This window comes from Streptomyces sp. BHT-5-2, assembly GCF_019774615.1.
In the GTDB taxonomy this organism is placed as follows: domain Bacteria; phylum Actinomycetota; class Actinomycetes; order Streptomycetales; family Streptomycetaceae; genus Streptomyces.
In genome coordinates this window covers 6,013,506-6,037,024 of sequence record NZ_CP081496.1, presented here as the reverse complement: position 1 = coordinate 6,037,024, position 23,519 = coordinate 6,013,506, and the positions used below count along the sequence as shown (strand labels likewise).

Here is a 23,519-nt window from a genome sequence, read left to right as displayed (position 1 = left end):
CACCACCGCCCGAAGCTCCCCTCCGTCGGCGGGCGGGGCGGCCGGCGGCCGCTCGCCCGCGTCCGGATTCAAAGATCCAGGACCAGCCGCTCCCCCGGCTTCGCCCGGGAGACGCAGATCAGCAGCGAGTCCTCGCGTTCCGCGTCCGTCAGCAGCTCGTCCCGGTGGTCCACCTCGCCGGACACGACCCGCTGCCGGCAGGTGCCGCAGAAGCCCTGCTCGCAGGAGTACGGCAGGTCCGGCAGGGCCTCCTCGCGGAGCGCGCGCAGCACGCTGGTGCCGGCCGGGACCGTCACGCTGCGGCCGGTCCGCCGCAACTCCACCTCGAACGCCACGTCCTCGCCGGGCCCGGCCCCCGCCTCGGACGCCGCCGGGGCGAAGCGCTCCGTGTGCAGCGTGCGGCCCTCCGGCCCCTCGGGGAGCAGCCTGGCCACGGTGTCCATCAGGGGCTCGGGCCCGCAGCAGTACACGGCGGCGTGCGGGGGCGCTTCGGCGAGCGCGGCGGCCAGATCGGGCCGTCCGTCCTCGTCCTCCGCGACCACCGTCAACCGCCCGCCCCCGGGCGTCCCGACGGTGCCCCCGGCCAGCTTCCCCACCTCTGCCAGGAACGGCATCGACGCCCGCGACCGCCCCGCGTACAGCAGCCGCCAGGGCACCCCCTCGGCCTCGGCCCGCCGCACCATCGGGAGGATCGGGGTGATGCCGATACCGCCCGCTATGAAGAGGTAGGCGGGGTGGTCCTCCAGCGGGAAGCGGTTGCGCGGGCCGCGCGCCTCGACCGTGGTGCCGGCGCGGAGCGCCTCGTGCACCTCCCGGGAGCCGCCCCGGCCGTCCTCGATCAACCGGACCGCGAGGGTGTACGACCCGCCGTCCGCCCGCACGGCGTCGGCCGGTTCACCGCACAACGAGTACTGCCGCACGGTCCCCGAGGGCAGCACGAGGTCGAGGTGCGCGCCCGGTTCCCAGGCGGGCAGGTGCTCGCCCTCCAGGCGCAGGGCCACCACGCCCTCGGCGGCCTCCGTCCGCTCGGCCACCCGCAGCCGCAGGGCGGTCGACCGCCGCTCCTCGGGCGCGCCGGCCGCCCGGAGCGCCTCCCGGCCCCTCCCGGAGATCGGCTGCTCCAGCGCGGGCAGCGGCCACAGCGGCGAGCGCCGGATCCGCCGCCGCAGGGCCCTCCGGACCACCAGGACGGCCCCGGCGACAGCCAGCACGGTACGGAGGCGCGGCAGGCCCGCTCGGGACCCCGCGGCCGTACGGGACGCCGTCGGCAGCGCCGGGCCCGTACGGAGCGGGCCGCGGCGGCCGGCGGACGTGGACACACGGACGGGCACGGGCACTTCAGACTCCTTGGGAGGCGGCATCAGGCTGTGCGGCGGCAGCCGCTCCAGTGGAGCCGGTGCTTGCACCGGGGGTCGCGGCGGGCGAACGGTCCAGATAGGCGAGGGCCTGCTCGGTGCTCCCGTGCTGCGAGGGGTGGTAACCGCGGCTCAAGTACCGGGGTATGGAACGGATCATCGCCCCGGGGGTCGGCAGCACACCCTGCCGCCCACCGCGGACGAAGTCCTTCAGCGCGGCCTTCCGGCCCACGAGCGTGGGGTCGTTCTCCATGAAGAACCGGATGCCGCGCTGCCACAGGAACACCAGCGTGGAGAAGGCCGTCGCCCAGGTGCGCGCCCGCCGCCGGTAGCCGCCGTCCAGATGCATGAAGAGGTCGAACGCCACCGACCGGTGCTCGACCTCCTCCGCGCCGTGCCAGCGCAGCAGGTCGAGCATGGTCGGATCGGCGCCCCGGGCGTCCAGCGCCCGGGCGTTGAGCACCCAGTCGCCCAGGAAGGCCGTGTAGTGCTCGATCGCGGCGATCAGCGCCACCCGCTCCTTCAGCCACCACTCGCGGGCCCGCCCCGGCGGCAGGGTCCGGTCGCCGAGCAGCTTCTCGAAGAACCAGTCGACCTGCGCGGTGTACGGGGTGGGGTCCAGCCCCTGCTCCTTGAGGTGCGGCAGGACGTCGTCGTGCGCCTGGGAGTGCATGGCCTCCTGGCCGATGAACCCGATGACGTCCGCACGCAGTTCGGGGTCGCGGATGTAGGGCAGCACCTGCTTGTAGACGTGCACGAACCAGCGCTCGCCGGCCGGCAGCAGCAGGTGCAGCACGTTGATCGTGTGGGTGCTGGACGGATCGCCGGGGATCCAGTGCAGAGGGGTGTCCGCCCAGTCGAAGGCCACGTTGCGGGCCTTGAGCGGGGTGTGCTCGGACGCGACCGGCTGGGGCCGCAACGAGGCCGTATTAGACATGGCGTCAATGTACTGGCGGGTAAGGAATGTCGATACCCCCTGGACGCGGAAAGAACGCGTCCGCCCCACCGCTCACGCCCGTCCCTCACCGCAACGCCCGCACCGTCCCCCCGCCCGCCACCGTGCCCTTCAGGTCGGCGTGGGCGCCCGCCGCAGCCGGGACGGCCAGCAGCCGGCCGGACGCGTGTCCCCGCACCCCGCCGCTCGCACCGATCGACGTGACCCGGTCGCTGCCCGCCGCCAGCAGCCACCACCGGCCACCGGCGCTCTTCCACAGCACACCCGACAGCACCCGGGGCTCCCGCGGACCGCAGGCCGCACCGCTGCCGGAGCGGGCGGTCACCGAGCCCGTCGCGTACGGCTGCCCGCTCGGCGCCGGCGCCTGGAACTGCGCCAGCGCCCCGCCGCCCGCCCCGCGCCAGGTCTCCGCCCGGGTGCACAGCCAGTCCGCGACGCCCGCGCCCCCGGGGAGCGGCTGCTCGGCGAACCGCCAGGTGTTCACCGTCCGCACGCCCTGCGAACGGAGCGCGGGCAGCTGGCAGGCGGTCCGCGCCCAGGCCGTACGGCCCGCCGTCCCCGACACCGCGCCCGGGCCGCCCGGCGGACCGTAGGTGAGCCGGGCGGGCGTCAGTTCCCCGAGGTCGGTCAGCAGCTCCCCGGCGGACCGGCCGCCCGGGACCCCGCCCGGCTGCCCGTCCAGATGCCCGCCGACCCGGAGGGCGGGCCACCGCGTGCACTCCTCCGGGGCGCGCGGCGCCGGGACGGGGGAGGTCAGGCCGTCGGCGCCGACCGCGACCGACTGGGCCGCCGCGTCCGGCTTCAGCAGATCCACCAGGCGTACCGACGTCACCCAAGGGGCCGTCAGATAGCGGACGTTGCCCTCCGTGCGGTTCACCACCAGCAGGCCGGCGGAGTCCGCCGTCGCGTCGTCCGTCCGCGCGAAGTCCAGGGACGCCCCGGAACCGTCGCCGCGCCCCTGGCCGTCGGTCGCCTCGGCGTACCGCACCACCCGCAGCCCGTCGTGGAAGAGCACCACCACCGCGTGGTCCACCACGCCGGCGAAGAGCAGCTGCGGCGGGCCGGCCGCGGGGCCGACGGGTGTGCCGGGCGTCGCGGTGACCGGCACCCGGTCGCCTGGCCGGGCCCACACCGCCAGCGCCCGCCGGAGCAGCGCCCGGTCGCCGGTCCGGTCGCCGCGGGCCGGCCAGGCCGAGAAGTCCGGCCGGGCGGCGGTCTTCCAGGCCGTCGCCGAGGAGACCGTCAACCGGCCCGGATCCAGGGCCGCTTCGACGGCGGCGTTGCGGGCGTACGGCGGGGCCGCGGCGCCGTACGGGCCCCAGCCCTGGCCCGGCAGGCCCAGCAGCGCCCCGCACACCAGCACCGCCGCCCCGGCCGCCAGCGCCGCCCGGCCGTTCTGGCGGCGCCGGATCAGGTCCGTCGGCCGGGCCTGCAGCGCGCACGGGTCGAACTCCACCGACTCCAGCAGCGCCCGGTCCCGGCTCCCGGCCGGCAGCACCGCCCCGTCCGCCTCGGCCAGCGCCTCCCGGGCGTCGGCGACCCCCGCCGCCTCCAGCACCCGCCGGGTCTCCTGGACCGAAAGCCGCTCCAGATCCCGCAGGACGAACGCGGCCCGGGCCGGGCCGGAGAGCGCCGACAGGGCCTGGTCCAGGGCGAGTTCGTCGGCGCCCCCGGAGCGCGGGAACAGCCGCAGGCCCCAGACCTGGGGGAGCGGTGTCGGCGGCCGCAGGCGGCGCCGCCCGGCGGTCAGCGCCGTTTTCAGTACCCGCAGTCGCATCAGCGCGTAACCGGGGTCGACGGCCGGATCCGCGCCGCGCTGGGCGGGCAGCGTGGCCGTCGGGCCGGGCCGCCTGGGCAGCGCCCGCTGCACCGCCGCGTGCGCGGCCAGCACCCGCCGCCCGCGGGTGGGGGCCGGCGGCAGCACCAGATAGGCCAGCCGGGCCAGCCGGGGGTAGTGCTCGACCAGGGCCGCCTCGGCCTGCTCGACGTCGATGGGCTCAACCTCGTCGGCGGGCCCGACGGGGGAGGCGCGGTCCGGGCGCGGGGTCACCGCGTGCTGCTGCTCCACGTTCCGTGGAACGAGTGAATCCTGTGATGGTCACCGGCGGCCGGGCCCGCCCGGACGGGTGACGCACCCCGCGCGGGCCCGGCGGCGGCCGTCAGGCCGTGTGGTGCCGGTCCAGGTCGAACTCCCCGTCCCGGGCGCCCAGGACGAACGCCCGCCACTCCGCCTCGGTGTAGCGCAGTACGACCTCGGGCTCCTTGGAATTGCGCATCGCCACCGCGCCGCGCTCCAGGAAGGCGATCTCCACCGCCTCCGCCTCGGGGTCGCCGGGCGGGCGCTGCCAGGTGGCGTCGGAGATGTCGAGGCTGTAGAGCCATTCCTTGTCGGCTGCGGTGCCCATGTCCTGCTCCCCTTACTCGCGTGAGCTGTGGCGGTCAGCGTACGCGGCGCCCGGACGAGCTTCCACCGGCGTGGACGGGGCGTTCCGCGCCGCCCGCCAGGGGAGTTGGCGGCGCGGCCCCTGCCCGGCGGAGCGGCGCCGGCGCCGGCGGCCCGCACCGCCGATTGGCCGGATCTCGACGTGGGGCGGGGAGTTGTGTGCGAGGCCCACCCGGGAGGCTCGCCCGCCGCCCTCGCCGCCCGGCCGGGCGCTTCAGCCCCGGTCCAGATAGGCCAGCACCGCCAGCACCCGGCGGTTGTCGTCGTCCGACGGCGGCAGCGCCAGCTTCCCGAAAATGTTGGAGGTGTGTTTGGCGACCGCCCGCTCGGTGATCACCAGCCGGGACGCGATCGCGGCGTTGGACCGGCCCTGCGCCATCAGCTCCATCACCTCCACCTCCCGCGGCGTCAGCCCCGCCATCGGCCGGTCCCGCGCCCGACGGGCCAGCAGCTGCGCGATGACCTGCGGATCCATCGCGGTGCCCCCGGTCGCCACCCGGCGCACCGCGTCCACGAACTGCTCCGCGTCGAAGACCCGGTCCTTGAGCAGATAGCCAACCCCGCCGCTGCCGTCCGCCAGCAACTCCCGGGCGTACAGCTGCTCCACGTGCTGCGAGAGCACCAGCACCGGCAGCCCCGGCCGGGCCCGGCGGGCCTCCAGCGCGCACTGCAGCCCCTCGTCGGTGAACGACGGCGGCAGCCGGACGTCCACCACCGCCACGTCCGGCTCCCGTTCGGCCAGCGCCCGGCGCAGTTCGGGCCCGGACGCGACCGCCGCCACGATCTCGAAGCCGAACGCCTCCAGCATCCGGACCAGCCCGTCCCTCAGCAGGAAGAGGTCTTCGGCGATGACTACGCGCACGGGATCTCCATCGTCACCAGCGTCGGGCCGCCGGCCGGGGAGCTGACGGCGAGGACGCCGTCGAATGTACCGAGCCGGCGCTCCACCCCGCGCAGCCCCGACCCCTCCGCGCCCCCGCCCGCCCCGGCGGGACGCACCGCGGCGCCGCCGCGCCCGTTGTCGCCGACCGTGACCAGCAGCCGCCCGCCGGTGTGCCGGACGTCCACCTCGATCCGGTCGGCGCCGGAGTGCTTGGCGGCGTTGGTCAGCAGCTCGCCGACGGCGAAGTACGCCGCCGACTCCAGCGGCGCCGCCAGCCGCCGCGGCAGCTGCACCGTCACCTCCACCGGGATCTCCATCCGCAGCGCCAGCGCCCGCACCGCGTCGCCCAGGCCGCGTTCGGCGAGCACCGGCGGATGGATGCCGCGCACCAGGTCGCGGAGTTCGGTCAGGGCCTCCGCGGACGCCTCCCGGGCCCGGCCCACCAGTTCCTTGGCGCGCGCCGGGTCCTTCTCGATCAGCGTCTCGATCGTGCCCAGGCTCATCCCCATCGCCACCAGCCGGGCCTGGGCGCCGTCGTGCAGATCGCGCTCGATCCGGCGGAGTTCGGCCGCGGAACCGTCCACCGCATCGTGCCGGGTCTCGGTCAGCCGCGCCACCCGGGCCGCCAGCTCCGCCTTCGGCGGGGTCAGGAACACCGCCGCCAGCTCGAAGTGCGCCCGCAGCAGCGCCGGGTTGGCGCGCAGCGCCAGGGCCAGCAGCCCCGCGCCGAGCACCGGCGAGACGGCCAGCAGCACCGGGTGGTCGGTGGTCAGCGACCCGAACCCCAGCAGCTGGCCGCCCAGCCCGGTCAGCCCCTGCGCCACCGGCAGCAGCACGAACCCGGCGCCGTAGACCACCAGCGTCGACGGCAGCAGCGCCAATACCAGACCCAACGTCAGATCGACCGGCAGCCAGAGCAGTTCGCGCCAGGTCGCCGGGTCCCGCAGCAGTACCGCACAGCGCTGCCACCGGCCCGCCGGCCCGCGCCGCAGCCGCGGCGGGAACGGCCGGTACCCGGCCGGGATCCGCACCCCCGTCTGCTCGTACGCCCACACCCGCCGCAGGTCGGCGTACCCGCGGGCCCACGACAGCACCAGCGGCGTGGTCAGGAACCCCACGCCGATCACCATGAACGCCAGCGACAGCAGGATCAGCACCAGCAGGGCGACCGATCCCGCCTCCACCACCACCGCCAGCACCAGCCCCCGCCCCGCGGCGACCAGTGTTCTGCGGACCCTCATCCGTACGCTCCCTGGGCTTCACGTGCCCGGCCGTCGGGCGCGGGGACAGTCTGCCCGGTAGGAGAACGCCAGGTCATTGGGTTGCGCACCCCGCAGGGGTGTACCCAGCACCACCTACGGAGGCTCTGATGAGCACGGCACCTACCACGACCCCCGGTTCGAACGCCCCGGACACCTCCGCCCCCGTTGCCCCATCCACCGGAGCGGCCGCCGCCGCACGGCCTGCCGGCCCCGACTACGCCGCCCTGATCGCCGACACCCCCGACCTGATCCGGGCCGCCCAGCGCCTGCGCCACCAGGTCTTCGGCGACGAGCTGGGCGCCGCCCTCGACAGCCCGCTCCCCGGACACGACATCGACGCCGTCGACGACCTCGCCGACCACCTCGTCGTCACCCACACCCCGACCGGCGCGGTCGTCGGCACCTACCGGCTGCTGCCCCCGGGCCGCAGCCAACGCCTCTACTCCGACGGCGAGTTCGACCTCACCGCCCTCGACGCGGTGCGCCCCGCCCTCATCGAGGCCGGCCGGTCCTGCGTCCACCCGGACCACCGCAACGGCGCCGTGATCAACCAGATGTGGGCCGCCCTGGCCCGCTACACCCTGCTCTCCGGCCACCGCTACCTCGCCGGCTGCGCCTCCGTACCGCTCGCCGACGGGGGCACCGCGGCCGCCCACGCCTGGGCACTGGCCCGCACCCGCCACACCGCGCCGCCCGCGTTCCTGGTCACCCCGCGCCGCCCCTGGCACCCCACCGCACCGCTGCCCGAGCGCCCGGCCCTCGCCCAACTGCCGCCCCTGCTGCGCGGCTACCTCCGCATCGGCGCCTGGATCTGCGGCGCCCCCGCCCACGACCCGGGTTTCGGGGTCGCCGACTTCTTCACCGTCCTGGACATCGAGCAACTCGGCGACCGCTACCGCCGCTTCTTCCTGGGGGAGCGGTGAACGGGCCCCGGCCCGGGGGAGCGCCGGACGGCCCCTTCGACGTCCGTGCGGTGTGCACCCCGGGTTGTGCCGCGCACGCCGTTCCGCGCCTTCCGCTTCCCGGAGCCGCCCGTCGCACCGCCGCGTTCACCGGTGCGGTGGGACGTGTCCTGGCGGCGGGCCCGCGCCTGGCGGACCCGGTACACCTCCGGGGGCACGCCCGGGCGCTGCTGGCGGCGCTGTCGGTCGGGCTGGAGGTCCGCGGCGCGGCCGACGCGCCGGGTCCGCTGTCGGTGCCCGGTACGGAACCGGTGGCCGGGCCGACGGAACGCGCCCCCGGAGCGGCCCGCGCCCCGGGCACCCTGATCGTCCTCAACCACGTCTCGTGGCTCGACATCGTCGCGCTGCTCGCCGTGGAACCGGCCACCCTGCTCGCCAAGCGCGAGGTCGGCCGCTGGCCGCTGGTCGGCGGTCTGGCCCGGCGCGCCGGCACCCATTTCATCGACCGCACCAACCCGCGCAAACTCCCGCACACCGTACGGGAGTTGACCGCGCTGCTGGCCGCCGGCCGCTCGGTCGCGGTCTTCCCGCAGGCCACCACCTGGTGCACCGCCGAACAGGGCGCCTTCCGCCGGGCCACCTTCCAGGCCGCCCTGGACGCCGGCGCCCCCGTCCGTCCGGTGACCGTCGCCTACGCCCAGCAGGGCCGCCCCAGCACGGTGGCCGCCTTCTGCGGGGACGACACCTTCGCCGCCTCGCTGCGCCGGGTGGCCACCGCCCGCGGACTGACCGTGCGGGTCACCGTCCATCCGGCGCTGCCCACGGCGGGCCGCGGTCTGGACCGCCGGGCGCTGGCGGCCGCCGCCGAGCGGGTGGTCCTCGGCGGCGGCCGGGTGCCCGGCGCCGGCCGGTCACCGGCCCGGGCCGGTCAGGAACTCGGGACGTACTTGTAGCCGACCCGGCGGACGGTCACGATCGAGCCGCGGTGCTTGGCGCCGAGCTTCCGCCGCAGCCGGGCGACATGGACGTCCACGGTGCGGCCGTCGCCGACGTGCCCGTAGCCCCACACCGTGGTCACCAACTGGTCGCGGGTGTGCACCCGGTGCGGATGCGCGACCAGATGGGTCAGCAGCTCGAACTCCAGGTACGTCAGGTCCAGCAGCCGGCCGTCGACGTACACGGTCCGCCGCTCGGGGTCGATCCGCACGATCTCGTCTCCGGTCCCGATGGCCGGGGCGGGCCCGGCGGGCGGCTGCGGCGGGGCGGGGGCCTGCTCGGCCGGTACCAGGACGAGGTAGCCGACCATCGGCGGCCGGCCGGGCAGGGCGGGCAGGCTGTGCTGCGGAGCCGGGAGCCAGGTCGCGCCGGAGGCCAGCAACTCGGCGACCTGCTGGGGCTCGGCGATCTGCTGGGGACTGTGGCGCGCGACGTCCCGGCCGGGGACGGTGGTGGGCTGGGCGTACCGCCCGGTGGTGGCCGGTGGGTGCAGGGCCTCGTCGGGCGCCACGGCGCGCAGCCGCTGGCGGGGATGGGGCAGCGGGGGAACGTGGGCGGTGGCGGAACCGGCAGGAAGGGTACGGAGATTGGTCATCGAACGTCAGCTCTTTCGCGCAGGGGGCCGTCGGGGGGCGTGCGCGCGGGCAGGGCTGGGACACCGGTTCAGAGGTGTCGGCGAGGAGAGTGCGGGCCCGCGCTCAGAGTGCGCGGCAACACAGACGGTCGAAGGCGTGCGCCTGCCGGGACGGCCAGAACGGCTCGAGGTCGCTGCGACCCGTCGCGGTGTCTGTGAGGCTGGCCATGGCCCTATTGAACCAGACGGTCATAGATCTGTCTTTCGCACCGGGCCCCACTGTGACGCGATCCTGCCGCGGGCAGGCTCCACGGCCCCACGGGCTGCTCCTGCGACGACTCCGACTGCCGCTCACTGCACGGGAGTTGCGTGCGACACCGCCTCGACGGCACGCCACCCGGTGGCCGGAAATCGCCCCTGGAGGGCCGGTCATCGAGTCGACGCCGCCGTCCCCCGCCCTCATGTCGCCGTGCGTGGTGCCCGTATCGGCGTCCCCGCGGCTCCGGCTCCCCTGGCCACTCCGATCGCCACCCCGAGGGACAGCGCCGTCAGGTGCCCGACGTCGGTGAACGTCCGGCCGCGGCGGACCACCGGGGCCGCACCCAGGGCCAGCAGCCCGCCGGTCGCCGCCGCCCGCGCGCCCCGGTGCGGCAGCGAGACGGCCAGTGCGCCGAGGGTGGCGTAGAAGCCGTAGCTCGCCCCGACGTCGACGGCGTGCGCGGTGCCGCCCCCGGCGGGTCGGGCCTGTGCACCGGGGCCGGTCGAGTCTGCCGCCGCCCGTTCCGCCGCCGCCCCGCGGGCCCGGTTGCGCGCCCGCAGGCCGGCGTGGACCAGCAGGCTGGCGCCGACGTGCCCGGCCGCGAACACCGCCGCCGCGCGCCCGGCGCCCCACCGCGCCTCGGCCGTCCCGAGCGTGGCCAGCAGCGCCGCCCCGTACGCCACCGGCAGCGGCTCCTCCACGAAGGCCGCGCTGGTGGCCAGCGTCCCCCACCGGCCGGCCCGCAGATTGGCCACATTGGTGGAGTGCGCCCGCAGCAGCTCCGTCCGCCGCCGCACCGGCAGCCGGGCGGTGGCACACGCACCGAGCTGCAACGCACCCACATACAACGGCGCCACCCAGGGCAGCGCCCCGCTCCGTGCCCCGCCCCGCGACCCGCCTTCGCTCCGCATCCTGCTCCGCATGTCCTGTCCCCCTCCGCCACCGGTCGTCCCGCGCCCCTCCTCGCCGCCGCACGGCCCGGACCCGGTCCGCACGGTGATCGCGGCATGGTTCCAGCGTGCCATCCGCCACTGACAACGACCGCTGCCGCCCGGCCCGGTGGCGCCGGTCGCCGGTACGGGTGCGCCACCGCCATCACTGCCCACCGCCGTCCACCGCCGCCATCGCCCGGACACGCGGACGGGGCCGGACCCACCGGTCCGGCCCCGCTCACTCCCCGCTCCCGCGGGCGGTCGGTCACACCTGTGCGCGCCGCTCCAGCTCCGTGCAGCAGGTGTCCACCATCAGTCGGGTCACCACGTAGGGGTCGACGTTGGCGTTCGGCCGACGGTCCTCGATGTAGCCCTTCTTCTCGACCTCGACCTGCCACGGGATGCGCACCGAGGCACCGCGGTCCGAGGCACCGTAGGAGTACTGGTCCCAGGGCGCGGTCTCGTGGGCGCCGGTCAGCCGCTCCTCGATGCCGGTGCCGTACTGGCGGACGTGCTCCAGCGGCTTGTCGCCCTCGCCCAGCGCCTCACAGGCGGTGATGATCGCGTCGTAGCCCTCGCGCATGGCGCGGGTGGAGAAGTTGCTGTGCGCACCCGCGCCGTTCCAGTCGCCGCGCGCCGGCTTGGCGTCCAGGGAGGCGGTGACGCCGTGCTCCTCCGCGGTGCGGTGCAGCAGCCAGCGTGCCACCCACATGTGGTCCGAGACCTCCAGCGGCGACAGCGCGCCCACCTGGAACTCCCACTGGCCGGGCATCACCTCGGCGTTGATGCCGGACAGGCCGAGGCCGGCCGCCAGGCAGCGGTCGAGGTGCTGCTCGACGATCTCCCGGCCGAAGATCTCGCCGGCGCCGACACCGCAGTAGTAGCCACCCTGGGGCGCGGGGAAGCCGCCGCCCTCGGGGAAGCCCAGCGGGCGCTCGCCCTTGAGGAAGGTGTACTCCTGCTCGATGCCGAAGAGCGGCTCCTGGCCGGCGAAGCGCTCGGCCACCGGGCGCAGCAGGGCCCGGGTGTTGGAGGAGTGCGGCGTGAGGTCGGTGTTGAGCACCTCGCACAGCACCAGCAGGTGGTCGCCGCCGCGGATCGGGTCCGGGCAGCTGAAGACAGGGTCGAGCACGAGGTCCGAGGAGTGGCCTTCGGCCTGGTTGGTGCTGGACCCGTCGAAGCCCCAGCGCGGCAGCGAGCTCCCGTCCGTGAGGATCTTGGTCTTGGAGCGGAGCTTGGCGGTCGGCTGGGTGCCGTCGATCCAGATGTACTCGGCCTTGATGGTCACGGGGTCCTCTTATACGGGTCGGTGCGGGTACGCGTGCGGGCGTACCGGAGCACTCTCGCAACAGGCCGTTTCCCGTCCGTTGCCCGTATGTGAACCACAGGTTACTCAGTCGGACATCCTCTGATTCTGCGACGATTCACCGCAAAATGCCTGGCATTCCCTTGTGTGGGTGCTCGGTCATGCTCCCGCAACAGCCCCTCGAACCCCAAGTGCCGCACCCTGCGCACGAGTTCCCCGACGTCGATGCCCAGAGTGGCCGCGGTGTTCCCGGCATGCCATCCATGGGCGTCCGGCTGCCGCGGCAATGCCCGCGCCGCACCTGCTTCTCGGAGAGCCGCCCCGCCCCCTGCCGCCCCCTCGCAAGCCGTCCCGAGGCCCTTCATAACCCCAACAGCATGACCACATGGCGGATTTGGTCATGGAAGGCATGACCGACCACGCCTAACGTCACAACCGTCCGGCACACCGGGCCGCCCACCCGTACGCCCACCCAGGGGGAGCCGCCATGCCCACCACCACCCCGCCCTTCACCAGCTACGTCGACCTCGTGCTCGCCGCCCTCGCCCGCGACCCCGACCGCCCCGTCGTCACCACGGCCGACGGCCACGACATCGCCGCAGGTGCCCTGCACGCCACCGTCCACCGCATGGCCGCCGTCCTCGGCACCCACGGCGTCGGCCGCGGCCGGACCGTCGCGGTCCTCAGCCGCAACCGCCCCGAGGCGCTCGCCGCCCGCTACGCCGTCAACCTCCTGGGCGCGCGGGTGGTCCTCCTCTACGACGGGATGGCCGCCGAAACGCTGACCCGGGTGACCGAGAGCGCGGAGACCGACCTCCTCCTGGCCGACCCCGACCTGTACGACACCGTCCGCGCCCTCCTGGACGGCTGCACCGGCTCCCGCCCCGAGGCCATGACCTTCGGCCCGCCCCCCGCAGGCGCCGCCCCGCTCGGCCCCGACCTGCTCGCCGCCTGCGCCGCGCTGCCCGCCACCCCCGCCGTCCCCGGCGCGGCCCGCGCCGAGGACGACTGGTGCATCCGGCACACCGGCGGAACGACCGGTGTGCCCAAGGGAGTTCGGATGACGCACCGGGGGATCGCCGCGATGCTCGGCGGCACCTCCTGGGAGACCGCAGGCGCCCCGCCCCGTTTCCTGGCCTGCACCTCGCTGGCCCACCTGGCGGGCATCGTGGCCGACGCCACCCTCGTGGCCGGCGGCAGCGTCGTCCTCCACCGGGAGTTCGACCCCACCGCCGTCCTGGCCACCGTCGCCCGCGCACGCATCACCCACCTCTGGCTGCTGCCGCCACTCCTCTACCGTCTCCTGGACGACCCCACCCTCCCGTCCACCGACCTCGGTTCCCTCACCCGCATCACCTACGGGGGCTGCATCGCCTCCGCGTCCCGGATGCGCGAGGCGGCCGAGGCGTTCGGCCCGGTCCTCCACGGCTGGTACGGCCAGTCCGAGGCGATGTCGATCACCGAGGCCGGCCCCGCCGACCACGCCGACATCCGCACCGACCGCCCGATGACCGTCGGCCGCCCGATGCCCGGCGTCACCCTCGCCGTCCGCGACACCGAGGGCCGCGACCTGCCCCCGGGGCAGCCGGGCGAGATCCATGTCCGCTCCGCCGGCGTGATGCGCGGCTACTGGAAGCGCCCCGACCTCACCGCGGAGGTCCTCCGCGACGGCTGGCTGCGCACCGGCGATGTCGGATACCTGGGCGACGACGGCCGCCTCTACCTCGTCGACCGCCTCAAGGACGTCGTCATCGTCGTCGGCGGCCACGTCAACCCCTCCGAACTGGAGGACCTGCTGCACACCCACCCGGCCGTCGCCCACGCCGCCGCCTACGGCGTCCGCCTCCCCGACGAGACCGAGGAGGTGCACCTCGCCGTCGTCCCCGCCCCCGGCCACTCCGCCGACGAGGTCTCCCAGCCCGCCCTCCGCGCCTTCGTCACCGCCCACAAGGGCGCCCTCTACGCCCCCGCCGCCGTCCACCTCCTCGACACCATCCCCCTCACCCCCGTAGGCAAGCCGGACAAAAACCTCCTCCGCACCCTCCCCGCCCCAACCTCCTGAACCATCCCCCTGACCCACCCCGGCCCCCGCTACCGGCACCGGCCCGCACCCCCACCGTCAGCCCGCCCCACCCCCGCTCCCACCCCACCAAATCCCCCCTGGCCAGGGGCTTTTGTCAGTGCCCGGCAGTAAAATGGGAACCAGTAAGTGAGGGTTCATCGAAGCTCCAGGAGGTCCGCCGGATGGCGACTGCCACACTCATGACGAAACCCCTCCCGGCCCACCCGCTGCCCAAGAAACCGCTCCCCGCCGGCTGGCCCCGGGAGCGGTACGAATCCCACAACCGTCGCCTGAAGGCCATGCGCCTGGCCATAGCCCTGCTCGACACCGGCGTCTACCGCCCCGAGCACGCCACCAACGCCACCATCCGCACCACCGCCCGCGCCATCGGCGTCCACCACCCCTCCGACACCACCTGCCGCCTGGTCCGAGCCCTGCTCTACGACAACTGCTGATCCCGCGCAGGAGTTGACCTCTTTCCGGCCGGCCCGCGGCGCGATGCCGCGGGCCGGCCGCCTCCGCTCACCCTCGCCGCGGCTCCACAAAAAGGCCGTCGGCCGCACCCTCCCGGAAGGGAAGGCACGGCCGACGGCCCACAGACGCCCCAGGAGAACGGAAACCGCTCCGACCTGCGGCGGTCCTAGATGTCGAAGTAGAGGTAGAGAAACGCTCTGACCTGCGTAGATCGGTCCTTGATGGAGCATGGGTGCACACCGGGTGCACGCTGCTGATCGGTGGCATGTTCGGGGCGGGTGATCGCCCCCCCCGCTCTGGCGCAGAGCTGGTTGCCGAGTACGTGTCGTACGGTCAACCCTTGATTCCTCCCTCGCGCTTGAGACGGTTCATTCCTTAGCACCGGGTCGGCTGGGTACCGGCGGAGTGGCTGTCGGAGGTCCGGTTTGGCCGGGCGGAGCCGCAGGAGGCTATAGCTGTGGTCGTCCGGCACGCCGGCGGAGCGGTCACCGTGTTCACGTCGCCGCGCGGGAGGGTCCGGCAGTTGAGCGAAGGGTTCACTGCGGGGTTGCCCGGCAGCAGTGGCGACAGGATGCGACGCATTCGATCCGGATCGGCTACTGATCGGGCAATGCAGGTTTCCTGATGGGGAGCCGGACATCGCCTGTCAGTGGTGGGAAGTAACGTGCGCGCATGGCAGGAGCCTCTGCCGAATCACCCCAGTGCTATGAACGGAACGGCCACGCCAGAATGACTCCGGACCTCTTCAGCGAGACCAGCCAACCGGCCACCGCCCCGAGCGCGCCCACCCTCGGGGCGCAGCGGAGCAGGTGGATGCAGCAGGCGTCATCCGTACCGAACCTCCAGTGCGGGAAGGACGAGATGTTTCGGCTCGCCCTTGAGCTCGTTCGCCGGATCGGCGCTGGTGAGGCCACGGATCTCGACACGCGGCCGCAGCTGTTGAGTGTGGAGTCGTCGAGGTCCTGGCGGCAGTACTCGTACGCGCTGCGTCCGATGGGGTTGGTCCAGAATCGAAAAGGAGTTCTTCAACTGACCCCCGAGGGCTCCGAAATGCTCGCGGATGAGTCGCGCTCACGTCTCGCCTCGTTGATGGCCGAGCGGATCCGGCTGTTCGCCGAGGTGCTCGGGCTCCTCGTGCGCGAGCCGCTGACGGTCGAAGAGGTCAATGCTCAGTTGATTGAGTCGTACAACCTCGACTGGACGAGCGTCAACAACACCCGTGTCCGCATGACCTGGCTCGAAGTCCTGGGGCTGACCGAATGGCTGGGAGAGCGGAAGCACAGCGCGACCGCTGAGGGACGGTCGCTCTTCGCCACCTGGGAAGTCGTGACGCCTTCGGCCCTGGCCATGCACGACTCGGATGAAGCGGTCGACATTCCCGAAGCCCCAGAAGAGATCGCCGCACTCCTCGCGCACCTGGCCGCGAACGACGGCGCCCAGGAGACCAGGAACACCTACAACATCTGGGTTCCGAGCCCGAAAGAGGACCCCAACAAGATCGAGAACTTGCGGACGTGCATCGCGGCCGCAGAGGACCAGATGGAGAAGGGCGCACTGCTGGGCTTCATCGCGGACCGGTTCGGCCTGAAGCGCAGCAGCGTCGACAGCATGCTGCCGTTCATGCGGGCCGCCGGGCTGCTTCTGGAGGTCCGCCGCGGGGTGTTCACGGCAACGCCGGCCGCCAAGGCGTGGCTGCGGTCGGGATCGGACATCGACTTCATCCGGATCCTTCACGCGAACATGAAGTTCGTCGGCGAGCTGATCCGTGCGGCAAAGGCCAATGTTCCGAGGAACGACGTGTACGGGCAAGGCATCACATACGGCTTGAACAAGGACAAGGTGCGGTGGCTCACGGCCTTCATGGTCGAATCGGGCCTGCTCATCGAGACGTCCTGGTCGTCGGTCCAGGCTACGGCGACCGGGCTGCGTCTCATCGAGACACTCCCCCTTGCCGAACCGCACCTGCCGGAGGCCGCCGTGGAGCTGGAGCTGTCGCCGGACCTGGCGCAAAGCACGTCGTGCGCGCCGTGCGAACCGGACAAGCTCTCGCTCATCGTGGAATCACTGACGCGCAGTTCCGTCGACCCAGGCGCCGATGGCTTGGCACCCGGTGCGGCGTTCGAGGCGTACATCGAGAGCGCGTTCAGGCACATGGGCTTCCGCGCCCAGCGCATCAGTGGTTCCGGTGACACCGACATTCTCGTGCAGTGGTACGACGGCAACGGGTCGTTGCGGACCGCGATCGTGGACGGAAAGTCGACGTCATCCGGTCGGGTCACGCACAACAATGTGAGCGACGTGGCAATCGACACGCACAAGGAGAAGCGTTCCGCGGAGTACGTCGCTATCATCGGCCCAGCCTTCGGCGGCGACACGATCAAGAACATGGCCAAGCGGAAGCAATGGGCGCTCATCACCGCCGACGAGTTGGGCCAGGTCGTCAGCTCCGCCGAGGCCCTCGGCTTGCGGCCGGCGGATGTCGGGATGTTGTTCGAGGCGCCGGACGGGCTGTCCAGGCTTGCCGGGCTCATCGACACGCGGCAGCGTGAGCTCGACATCCTGTCCCTCGTTATCTCCCGACTCAAGACCGAGTCGGAGACAGAGGAGGCCGTTTCGGCACGCGATGTCTCGCTGATCGAGCGCGGGTCGCCGTTGGCGCCGAACATCGACGAACTGCTCGACACGTTCAGGCTTTTCGACCGCCTCGACCTGGACATCGTGCGGAGCATTGAGGACGTGCAGGATCCGCGCTATGCGACCTACCGGATTGGTGACGCGCGATCGGCGGCGAAGCGCCTTCGCGCCATCGCGACTTCGATCGAGAGGGGCCTCTAGCCTCGAACTTTCGTGACGGTCCACCAGTTGACCTGCCCCGCATCAGCGCCAAGACCGGCGAAGTGGACGGCTACAGTCTGGCGTCCCCTGGTGACACCATCTTCTTCGGCGGCTCCAAGCTCGCCCCCGACCTGTCCTTCAATCGCCTGTGCGAACGCCTCCCCACCCAGGAGGTGGCCGACCGCCCGCAACCGGTGGCGGACCCGGCCGACTCGTGGCGCCGTACCGAATCCGCCGTGCGCACGGCTCGCACGGTTCTCGATGCGGGCGACGATGCCGTGGCCCAAGGGCACCTGGAAGCCTTCGGTGACACCCTGCACAACCTCGCCCGCGCCACACCCGGCCCGCATCAGGAGCAACTGCAAGCGGCAGCCCAGGCGTTCAACCGCGCCCGCCGCTCGGTGATCCGGGCCGACCACCAAGCCGCCACCGAACTGCGCCGAGCCGCCAAGGAACTCGCGTACGCCCCCAACCTTCCCGGCGGCCTGGCCATCGCCGTGGTCTTCGCGGCCCTGCACGTGGCCCGCGCCGCCGCCAAGTGGCACGAGCAACGCGGCCACGAGCAGCAGGCCGCCGCAGCCGAACAAGCCGTCTGCCACCTGCAAGCCAGCTACCAGCAGGCCGCCGAGCCCGTCCTGGCGGACCTCGCCCGACGTGCCCCACGTCCCCAGACCGTCCAGCGCTTCGAGGCCGCCGTGCGCCAGGCCGTTCCCGACCACGCCGACCGCATCCTCACCGACCCTGCCTGGCCCGCCCTTGCCACGACCCTGGCACGCGCCGAATCCGCCGGCCACAACCCCCGCCACCTGCTGGCCGAAGTCAGCGCCCGCCGGGAACTCGACTCCGCCGAACGCCCGGCCGAGGTCCTCAACTGGCGCATCACCGCCCAGCCGAACAAGCGCGCACAGGCAGCACGCACGCCAAGCACTCTCAACACCACACGCGCTACGCAGGCACCGCAGCCCGTGGCCACACCGGTGAACATCAGGCCCGAGGAACGAGGACGACGCCGATAGCGCCCCAGACTCGTCGGTGCCGCTGATCCAGCCTGGTGCCCTCACCGCTCCCCGCGGTGAGGGCACCATCAGCACCCTGCCCTGTGATTACGTCAGGCTGCTTCGGTTCCGTGCGAAGCACCGGACCCGCAAGCTGGCGTTACAGGCAAGTGCCCGGCCCATTCCAGAGCCTCGACCAGGTGCTCAGCCTGCAGCCCGACACGAGGATCGGGCTGTAGAAGAAGGGTTGCCGCGCTGTGGGCAGTGCGTTCCGCGGCCCAGGCATGGTCGAGGCTGGTGAAGTCATCGTCGATCCACACGGCCGGTGCGTCGCCCAGCCAGGCATCGACGTGGTCACGTTTCCAGAGGTAGCCGTTGGGGTGGCTGGTGGTGATCTGCGGCCGGGGAAGATCGACGTACGGCAGGGGCGGGAGGCTGAGGAGCGGCCCGATCAGGGTGGTGGCGTCCTGGCGCCAGCTCGTGCACCAGACCGGAGAGACCAGCCCGCTGCGGATCACGTCCATGAGCATGGGGCCGTCGGCAGCGTTGAGCCAGACCGTGACCGGATCGTCGGCGTGGCGGCCGGTGGGGACGACGTCGTGGCGGGCGTGGGTCGTTGGGGTCTTCCCGTGGTCGTCGGGGAACGGTATGAGGACGCCGTCGATATCGAGGAGCAAGTAGGGCAGGCGCATCGGTTCCTCCAGAGGAAGCCGGGCGAGATCAGAGCTTGCGTGCGGTGATCAGCAAGGTGGTGGGCCAGCCGCCCGCGCGGGCGTCGTGGAACTCCCGGGCTGAGGTGAGCCAGAGGCCCGCGCGGTCGAGGTGCTTTTCCCAGCGGCCGGTGTCGAAGTCCCAGCGGGCGATCGGGAGCCGGGTGCGGTCGGGCAGGGTGACGTAGTCGCGGCAGGGCCGGTCATCAGTGGTTGGTCGTCTGCCGACGCGCTGGGGGTGGGGAGTGGAGAAGGCCAGGGTGCGGCCCGGTTTGAGGTGCTGGGCGATGGCGGGTAGCAGGAGTTCGGGGGCGACGAGGCCGACCGCGCCGAAGACGGAGTAGATCGCGTCGAACCGCTCGTCGGATGCCTGTAGGTAGTGCAAGGCGTGGCCGGCTACGAACGTCAGGTTGCTCAGCCGTCCGTAATGCGAGCGGGCTCGACGGACCTGAAGGCCGACCAGGTCGACGCCGGTGACTCGGGCTGCGTGGCGAATGGCGAGGTAGGCAGCGTTGTGGCCGGGGCCGCAGCCGAGTTCCAGCACCCGCTTGCCGCCCAGGTCCACGCCGAATATCTCGGCGCCAGGGCCTCGGCCGGGCCGCGTGGTCCACTCCATCCGCGCCGGCACGGACAGTGGTTCGGCGGGGCCGGCCTCGGTGCGCTGGAGAGCGTGGACGTACCACGGGGAAGCCTGGGCGAGCATCTAGATCTCCAGGAGCTGGAGGACGTCGGTCAGGTGACGGCGGACGGTCTGGATGTATGCGGGGTCGGTGGCCGGGTCGTTGATCCAGCGGACGGCTTGCTCCATGAACCACTCGACGGCCCACATGCGGTGCCAGCCCAGCGCCCACTTCTCGGCGGCGAGCCCACCACGCTCAGAGAGGGCATCGGGAGTGCCACCTTCGGTGACGTACACCTCCAGGAAGACGCGCAGGCGTACGGGGTCTGGGGTGTCGAGGGTGCCGTGCCAGCTGGCGAGGTCGAGCAGTCCGGGGCCGGTGAAGGAGCGGGCGAAGTCAAGCAGTTTCCAGCCGCTCTGGCTGATGTGGAGGCTGGTGGGGTGGAACTCTGAGTGGACCCAACCGAACGGTGCCACCGCCGCCCCGGCCGAACGGGCCTCAGCGGCGCGGACGATCCGATCGAGGGCGTCCTCGATGTCGTCTGCCGCCGGCCACCGTTCCTCCTTCCGGAGTTGATCGAGGTGGTCCAGGGCACGGCTCGGCAGTGAACGCAGCCGTGCCCGGTCGAGGACGGGCAGCGCGGCAGCCGTAGAGGTGCGGTGGAGCACCACTGCCGCCGCGGCGCCGTCAAGGTCGTCGGCCTCGCGGATGGCAGGGCCGAGGTCTTCCAGCAGCATCCCGAGCCAGCCGCCCAAGACGGCAGAGGCATGGACCTGCGGGACCGGAATGCCGTGAGTGTGGGCCAGACGGAGGGCCCGGTCCTCGTTGTCGAACGGCTTCTTGGCGTACTTGAAGATGGCGGTGGTACCGTCAGGGAAGGTCAGTCGTTCGACGCCGGACATGGACCACACACGCACCCTCTTGCGCGTTGGGGCGGGGCGGTCGGCGATGGTGAGCAGGTTGTCCAGGAGTTCGGCGTTGAGGTTCGCGTCCATGTGGGGGCTCCGGTGTGGGGTTGGAGGCGTCCGGGGCGGGCGAGTGGTGCCGACCCGCCCCGGAGCCTGGTCGAAGGGGACTACGCGGCAGGGCTCACGCGGCGGGCGTAGACCTGCTCGATCCAGCGGGCCTTGAAGGCCGCGAGGTCGTCGCGGAAGGTGGCCATCGACGCACCGTAGGGCGCCACGACGCCGCCGGACTGGTCCGGCACGGACTGGCAACCGTGCACCAGCCGGCCGCCGAGGGCCGCGTGCGCCTTGATGGACTCGATGCGGCGGTGCTCGCTGAACCAGCCGCCGTGGTAGACCTCGTCGAGCAGCCCGCCCATCTCCTCGTCCAGGTCGAAGACGACCGAGGTGGCGGCGGGGAAGAACCAGCACGGACCGACGTTGGAGATGTGCCCGTCCAGTTCCACCTTGTTCAGCGCCATCAGCGTCGCCGCCTCACATAGCATCCGCAGGTGCTCGGTGGTGATCTGCGGCAGGCCAAGGCTGGCGAGGTGCTCGTCCCGGAACAGATACGCGTATACCTCGTACGCGGTGGCCAGGACGTGGGCGGCGTCCGACGTGGACTGGCCGTGAGCCTTGATGAAGTTCAGCGCGAGCTGCTCGACCGCGCTCTCGGTCGTCTCGTTCACCGTCAGGAGCTGGGACTTGACCAGCTCCCAGTCGGCGACGAGCCAGGTGCGGGACTCGAAGCGGAAGAAGTACTCGGTCGGGTCGATGGTGATGCGCCGGCCGTCGACCTGGATGCCGGGCAGACGGCTCCATCGGTCGTCGAACGCCTCGGGAAGCTCGACCGTGATGGCCGTCGTGTCGATGGTGGTCACCGTGTCTCCGTCTCTGTTAGGCCGGTTTCAGGCACAGGGGTGCCCGAAGCCGGTGTAGGCGTACGGAACTTCGGGAAACCGCCCGGCCCAAGGGGGAGCCGTGGATCACGGTCGCGCCGTTCCGGGCGGCTGGTGATGAGTGAACCCTCCCTCACGCACAGTGGGTACGGTGAGAGGGAGTTGAAGCGGTATACGCGGTTTACAGCCCCGACTCGGAGGCGATCGTGACAGCGCAGAAGGACCGGCCCAAGGCGCCCAACTCCCGCCTGCGCGAGACCATCGACGCGATCGGCTGCACCCACGAGGCCCTGGCCAAGGACGTGCGGCGCGTCGCCGCGGAGAACGGCGAGATCGTCCAGACCAACAAGTCGGCCGTCTCCCACTGGGTGAACGGCACCCGCCAGCCCACCGGTCACACCGGCCAGTACCTCGCCGAGGCCCTGTCCCGCCGAGCAGGCCGCACGATCACCCAAACCGAGATCGGCCTGCGCCCAGCCGACGCCGAAGCGCCAACGGAATCGGATCCCGTCCTCGCCGCCACCGACCTTGGCCGCGCCGACGTCGAACGCCGCCGCTTCCTCGCGGTAGCCGCCTTCACCACTGCCGGCGTCGCCATGCCGCTCGCCTACGACCACGAAGCCACCGCCCGCATGCTCCGCGCACGCACTGCCACGGCCCTGGTCGGTGCGGAGGACGTCGACGTCGTCCGCCAGATCACCACCGCCTTCAGCGCCGCCGACGAACGCCTCGGCGGCGGCCATGGCCTGACTACTGTCACCGCCTACCTCGCCGACACCGCAGCCCCCATGCTCCACGGACGCTTCCCCAACGAAGCCTTACGCCGAGCCGCCTTCAGCGCGGTCGCCGAACTCGCCTACCTGGCCGGCTGGAAGCACCACGACCTCGGTCAGGAAGGTGCCGCCCAGCGCTACTACCAGGTTGGCTACCAACTCGCCTGCGAAGCCGACCCCCACGGCCACGCCGCCTGGATGATGCGCGCCCTCGCCCACCAGGCCCTCAGCCTCAAACAGCCTCACCACTGCGTCGACCTAGCCGCCGCCGCGCTCACCCGCGGCCTCGGCCGCATCGACGGCCAGACCGAAGCCCTCCTCCACATCACCCACGCCCGCGCCTACGCTGCCATTGGCGAGAAACCCGCCGCAGCTCGCGCCCTCCTCGCAGCCGAAGACGCCCTCCTCCGCGACGACGGGCCTCAGCCCAGCTACTCCCGCGTCAGCGGCCCGGCCGCCGGCACCGTCGCCAGCCACACCGCGCGCACCCTGACCGACCTCGCCGACCACATCGGCACCGAGCAGCAGCACCGCGACGCGCTCGTTCGCTGGGACCCGGAGAAATACAGGCGCGTCCACGTCCTCACCTACGCCGACCTCGGCGACAGCCTCGCCGCCCAGGCCCGCGCCGACGAAGCCGTCGCCGCCTGGTCCCAGGCCCTGACCCTCATGGAAGGCATGACCTCCGACCGCACCCGCAAGGCCATCACCTCCCTCCGATCCACCCTCGCCATCTACCAGCGACGCAAAGTACCGGGCGCCGCCGAACTCGTCCGCCGCGCACGCGAAGCGCTGGCTTAAGTTGCCCAGCAACCGGCCGACGAAGGGATCCACCGTGGCTCAGCCGACCACCGACGACCAGCCCAAAGCACTCAAGCCCGCCCTCGACTCCATGACTCTGCTGGTCGCTGCCGTCATCGTCCACGACAAGGCCACCAACCGCGTCGTCCTCCTCCAACGCAGCCAGAACGCCAAGTTCGCCCGGGGCATGTGGGACCTCCCCGTCGGCAAGAGCGAACCTGGCGAACCGATCACTGAGACAGCGGTGCGCGAGCTGCAGGAAGAGACCGGCCTGATTGTGAAGCCGGAGTCCCTGAAGGTCGCCCACGTCATCCACAGTGCCTGGGGCGTCGAGGCACCCAATGGCTTCCTCACGGTCGTCTTCGCCGCCCACGAATGGATCGGTGAACCCGAGAACCGCGAACCCCGCAAGCACTCACAGGTCCGCTGGACCGACGCTGAGGCCATCCCGAAGGAGTTCGTCGACACCACAGCCAGTGCCCTCCACCGGTACCTTACTGACGGTCCCCAGGTATCGCTTGACGGCTGGGCGTAGGCGA

Annotated in this window: 20 protein-coding genes and 1 pseudogene; 8 read left to right on the top strand and 13 right to left on the bottom strand. The window is 72.6% G+C overall.

All coding sequences use genetic code 11. The features are described from left to right. Nucleotides 1–68: 68 nt before the first annotated feature. From K2224_RS26695 to K2224_RS26670, 6 genes are all read right to left on the bottom strand, one after another. A complete protein-coding gene (locus tag K2224_RS26695; protein ID WP_260693345.1) occupies nt 69–1,337 on the bottom strand; it encodes a PDR/VanB family oxidoreductase in 1,269 nt (422 codons plus the stop codon). A 1-nt stretch (nt 1,338) separates the two neighbouring features. Beyond that, on the bottom strand, nt 1,339–2,292 hold the full coding sequence (locus K2224_RS26690; protein ID WP_260693344.1) for a metal-dependent hydrolase: 954 nt from the start codon (nt 2,290–2,292) through the stop codon (nt 1,339–1,341). Between the two features lie 85 nt (nt 2,293–2,377). After that, nucleotides 2,378–4,378, bottom strand: a complete 2,001-nt coding sequence (locus tag K2224_RS26685; RefSeq protein ID WP_221909060.1) for a hypothetical protein — start codon at nt 4,376–4,378, stop codon at nt 2,378–2,380. A gap of 91 nt (nt 4,379–4,469) precedes the next feature. After that, nucleotides 4,470–4,715, bottom strand: a complete 246-nt coding sequence (locus tag K2224_RS26680) for a DUF397 domain-containing protein (protein WP_018539589.1) — start codon at nt 4,713–4,715, stop codon at nt 4,470–4,472. A gap of 252 nt (nt 4,716–4,967) precedes the next feature. Beyond that, nucleotides 4,968–5,615: a response regulator transcription factor gene (locus K2224_RS26675; RefSeq protein ID WP_221909059.1), complete on the bottom strand. Its 648-nt coding sequence runs from the start codon at nt 5,613–5,615 to the stop codon at nt 4,968–4,970. Next, on the bottom strand, nt 5,606–6,877 hold the full coding sequence (locus K2224_RS26670; RefSeq protein ID WP_221909051.1) for a histidine kinase: 1,272 nt from the start codon (nt 6,875–6,877) through the stop codon (nt 5,606–5,608). The genes K2224_RS26675 and K2224_RS26670 overlap by 10 nt, the downstream gene beginning before the upstream one ends. 128 nt (nt 6,878–7,005) lie before the next feature. Here K2224_RS26670 and K2224_RS26665 point away from each other — a divergent pair, with 128 nt between their 5' ends. After that, nucleotides 7,006–7,821: a GNAT family N-acetyltransferase gene (locus tag K2224_RS26665; protein WP_221909049.1), complete on the top strand. Its 816-nt coding sequence runs from the start codon at nt 7,006–7,008 to the stop codon at nt 7,819–7,821. 137 nt (nt 7,822–7,958) lie between these two features. Beyond that, nucleotides 7,959–8,753, top strand: a complete 795-nt coding sequence (locus K2224_RS26660) for a 1-acyl-sn-glycerol-3-phosphate acyltransferase (protein ID WP_260693341.1) — start codon at nt 7,959–7,961, stop codon at nt 8,751–8,753. On the opposite strand, the gene K2224_RS26655 is transcribed toward K2224_RS26660, so the two are convergent. The 3 genes from K2224_RS26655 to glnII form a co-directional block, all read right to left on the bottom strand. Beyond that, a complete protein-coding gene (locus K2224_RS26655) occupies nt 8,729–9,391 on the bottom strand; it encodes a winged helix-turn-helix domain-containing protein (protein ID WP_221909047.1) in 663 nt (220 codons plus the stop codon). The two genes, K2224_RS26660 and K2224_RS26655, sit on opposite strands and share 25 nt — an antisense overlap. A 438-nt stretch (nt 9,392–9,829) precedes the next feature. Then, complete coding sequence (locus tag K2224_RS26650; protein ID WP_221909046.1) at nt 9,830–10,552, bottom strand: rhomboid-like protein; 723 nt, start codon at nt 10,550–10,552, stop codon at nt 9,830–9,832. A 274-nt stretch (nt 10,553–10,826) separates the two neighbouring features. Beyond that, nucleotides 10,827–11,849, bottom strand: coding sequence for a glutamine synthetase (glnII, locus tag K2224_RS26645; protein ID WP_221909045.1), 1,023 nt, complete (start codon nt 11,847–11,849; stop codon nt 10,827–10,829). Between the two features lie 505 nt (nt 11,850–12,354). Here glnII and K2224_RS26640 point away from each other — a divergent pair. The 4 genes and pseudogenes from K2224_RS26640 to K2224_RS26625 form a co-directional block, all read left to right on the top strand. Further along, nucleotides 12,355–13,929 (top strand): AMP-binding protein, encoded by a 1,575-nt coding sequence (locus tag K2224_RS26640; protein WP_221909044.1) that lies wholly within the window; start codon nt 12,355–12,357, stop codon nt 13,927–13,929. 182 nt (nt 13,930–14,111) lie between these two features. Further along, nucleotides 14,112–14,384 (top strand): hypothetical protein, encoded by a 273-nt coding sequence (locus K2224_RS26635; protein WP_221909043.1) that lies wholly within the window; start codon nt 14,112–14,114, stop codon nt 14,382–14,384. 832 nt (nt 14,385–15,216) lie between these two features. Next, nucleotides 15,217–17,238: a restriction endonuclease gene (locus tag K2224_RS26630; RefSeq protein ID WP_221909041.1), complete on the top strand. Its 2,022-nt coding sequence runs from the start codon at nt 15,217–15,219 to the stop codon at nt 17,236–17,238. A gap of 38 nt (nt 17,239–17,276) precedes the next feature. Next, a pseudogene (locus tag K2224_RS26625) lies at nt 17,277–18,254 on the top strand (mobilization protein); the annotation flags it as partial. Between the two features lie 92 nt (nt 18,255–18,346). Here K2224_RS26625 and K2224_RS26620 read toward each other — a convergent pair. The 4 genes from K2224_RS26620 to K2224_RS26605 all read right to left on the bottom strand — a co-directional run bounded on the left by K2224_RS26620 (nt 18,347) and on the right by K2224_RS26605 (nt 21,388). Continuing rightward, the gene (locus K2224_RS26620) at nt 18,347–18,925 is read right to left on the bottom strand and encodes an HAD domain-containing protein (RefSeq protein ID WP_221909040.1); all 579 of its coding nucleotides are present in this window, start codon (nt 18,923–18,925) and stop codon (nt 18,347–18,349) included. A 28-nt stretch (nt 18,926–18,953) separates the two neighbouring features. After that, nucleotides 18,954–19,646: a bifunctional 2-polyprenyl-6-hydroxyphenol methylase/3-demethylubiquinol 3-O-methyltransferase UbiG gene (locus K2224_RS26615; RefSeq protein ID WP_221909038.1), complete on the bottom strand. Its 693-nt coding sequence runs from the start codon at nt 19,644–19,646 to the stop codon at nt 18,954–18,956. Further along, nucleotides 19,647–20,558, bottom strand: a complete 912-nt coding sequence (locus tag K2224_RS26610; protein WP_221909036.1) for a phosphotransferase — start codon at nt 20,556–20,558, stop codon at nt 19,647–19,649. Nucleotides 20,559–20,638: 80 nt separating this feature from the next. Beyond that, nucleotides 20,639–21,388, bottom strand: a complete 750-nt coding sequence (locus K2224_RS26605) for a hypothetical protein (protein ID WP_221909034.1) — start codon at nt 21,386–21,388, stop codon at nt 20,639–20,641. Between the two features lie 224 nt (nt 21,389–21,612). Here K2224_RS26605 and K2224_RS26600 point away from each other — a divergent pair, with 224 nt between their 5' ends. Then, nucleotides 21,613–22,980: a tetratricopeptide repeat protein gene (locus tag K2224_RS26600; protein ID WP_221909032.1), complete on the top strand. Its 1,368-nt coding sequence runs from the start codon at nt 21,613–21,615 to the stop codon at nt 22,978–22,980. A 1-nt stretch (nt 22,981) separates the two neighbouring features. After that, entirely contained in the window at nt 22,982–23,515 is a 534-nt protein-coding gene (locus K2224_RS26595; protein WP_221909022.1) for an NUDIX domain-containing protein, read from the top strand. Nucleotides 23,516–23,519 lie beyond the last annotated feature (4 nt).